The 2,294-nt window shown below is 54.8% G+C and carries 3 protein-coding genes; all 3 read left to right on the top strand.

Annotated features, from left to right (window positions below):
• A partial coding sequence (locus tag V6D20_05965; protein ID HEY9815332.1) for a hypothetical protein occupies positions 1 to 1,319 on the top strand: 1,319 nt, incomplete at its 5' end.
• Between the two features lie 36 nt (positions 1,320 to 1,355).
• Positions 1,356 to 2,003 (top strand): hypothetical protein, encoded by a 648-nt coding sequence (locus V6D20_05960; protein ID HEY9815331.1) that lies wholly within the window; start codon positions 1,356 to 1,358, stop codon positions 2,001 to 2,003.
• 12 nt (positions 2,004 to 2,015) lie between these two features.
• Positions 2,016 to 2,243: a hypothetical protein gene (locus V6D20_05955; protein ID HEY9815330.1), complete on the top strand. Its 228-nt coding sequence runs from the start codon at positions 2,016 to 2,018 to the stop codon at positions 2,241 to 2,243.
• Positions 2,244 to 2,294: the final 51 nt, after the last annotated feature.

Here is a 2,294-nt window from a genome sequence, read left to right as displayed (position 1 = left end):
CTTTGGTTAATCCCAACATTGGGCTGTACCCGATCATTACTGAGGACACGCCTTGGCTGGAGTCCAGCGCCAACGTTACCAAGACTCATGGGCAGGTGGATCAGGATGGAGGGTATGGCGCGGTTAAGGTCTACTTTGATGGAGTGGATAATCATCAGCAATGGATTGATTTGCCGCAGAAGTTGGTGCCTGGGCATCAGTATGAAATTCGGGTGTGGGTGAATCCTGATACTCTCGAGGGTTTTACTGATACGTTCCAGGTGGCGTACTACGATGTGAGTGCTAACCTCGCCGGGAGTAATCTGGCTGTCACTCCGGGTGCCGGTTGGCAAGAGCTGGTGCAGACCATTCCCAGTGCGCCGGACGCCACCAATAATGATCCGTCGATCAGGCTTCTAGGCTTCAGCAATGGGGCTCAATTTGAAAGTATACTGATTGGGCGCATGGACATCTACGATTTGACTGATGCGGATGTGACGACGCCATTCTACTCCGCGACGATCAACAATGTGAGCGGGGCTGCGATTGCCACTCATGCCCTGTTGACTCCGACGTGGTTCCGGCGCCGCGATGCTGAGGCAGCGAATGTTGGGGGCAAGACTGCGTATGTGCCGACGCAGGGAACCGTCGAGGCTGTGCTGACTACTGACTTCAATGTGGATCTGGGCGGCACTGGAGTTTGGGGGCTGGATGCTACTGACTTGATGCCCGCTCATGCGGACTTCGATGGGCAGGCGTATTTCCGAACGAATGTGGAAGCTGGCGCGTATGTCGGGGATACTACGTTGATCCGTGGATCGGGCTGGGAAAGCAGGCTGCTGGCCGGGCTGGAGCATGCCTTTCTGAAGTATAAGGTCAGGTTCAAGCCGGGAGTAGATTTCGTTAAGGGCGGGAAGCTGCCGGGGTTTTACGGCGGGAATAGTCCCTCCGGCGGGGCGCCAGCAAATAACGGCTTCTCTTCTCGGATGATGTTCCGCACCCATGGGCAAGGGGAGCTGTATCTCTACTGCATGAACTCGATGGATGACTTCGGGGCTAGTGTGGCTCGAGGTTCGTTTCGCATTGTGCCTGGTGCGGTGCATACCATCGAGCAAGAAGTGAAGATGAATACGCTGGGACAGGATGACGGCTTCGTTCGCGTCTGGGTTGATGGTAAGCCGGTCTTCGAGCAACTGGGCGTGATCTTCCGCGATCTCGGGACTGTGACGATTGACGGGATCATGAGCACTATCTTCTGGGGCGGCGGTGATACTACTTGGCGGACGACACAGGCTGAGTATGTGGAGCATGGGGCATACGAGATCTTTGCCGTAGCCTAATGTGGGGCGGATTCAATCTAGTAAAAGGGGCCACAAATGGATAAGCAGACAGCAATCAAGATCATTGGGCAGCGGCTCTCCGGGCGGACTGAGGCGGATATGTCTGCGTTCATCACCGGGGAGATGGATCTGACTCAGGAGGGGATTCTGGAGGGGCAAGCGTTTGTCCCCTGGTTTCTCAGTAAGGTGGACGTGTTGGAGATTGGGCCGACTGCGGAAACGTTGGAGTTGCCGGCTGGCTTTCTCATGGTTGATCTGGAAGAGGGCGTTTTCATTCCGATGGACGACGGGACTCGAGCGGAGGTAGTGCCTACTGATTGGGTAAGCGCCACCGAGGCTTACGGCAGTGGGGCATATCCCATGGAGGGGCTGCCCAAGTATTACGCGCTCTATGGGGATAATCAGATTCAGTTTTTCCCCAAGCCGGATGCTGATTACGATGTGCTGTTTGCCTACCTGAAGAGAGATGTGCCGGTGTCCGGGCTGGCGCCGACCGGGACTAACCTGTGGCTGACCCATGCGCCCGATGTCTTCATCAACGAGGTGGGAATGGCATGTGCGGAGGTTGTTCGGGATAAGGATGCGTATAACCTGTTCCAGAATCGGGTGCAGCGGGCTTGGAAGAATCTGGAAACGAAGCACATGGAGCGTAGGATGGCTGGACAGGAATTGTATTTCTTCTAATCGAGGTGACTTATGCGAGTAATGCTGCTGGGTGTGCTCAAGACGCTGTTGGCGACTTTCCTCACGGAGAGGTTTTTGCTCAATCTGATCGTGCTGTTGGCTGATTGGGCGGCGAAGAAAACCAGTAATGATCTGGATAACAAGATGGTCGATGAGCTGAGGAAAAGTCTAGATAAGCAGGAAGGCTGGCAAGTCTGGAATCTGTATGAAGAAGTGAAGGAAAAGAAAGTTACAGGTTGACGGCATCGGGCCAACTTCTGATAGGGGGTTGGCCTGATCTCTTTATGGGGG

This window comes from Candidatus Obscuribacterales bacterium (assembly GCA_036703605.1).
GTDB lineage: Bacteria > Cyanobacteriota > Cyanobacteriia > RECH01 > RECH01 > RECH01.
Note: the sequence above shows the minus strand (reverse complement) of the source record. Positions and strands in the feature narration are given on the sequence as shown.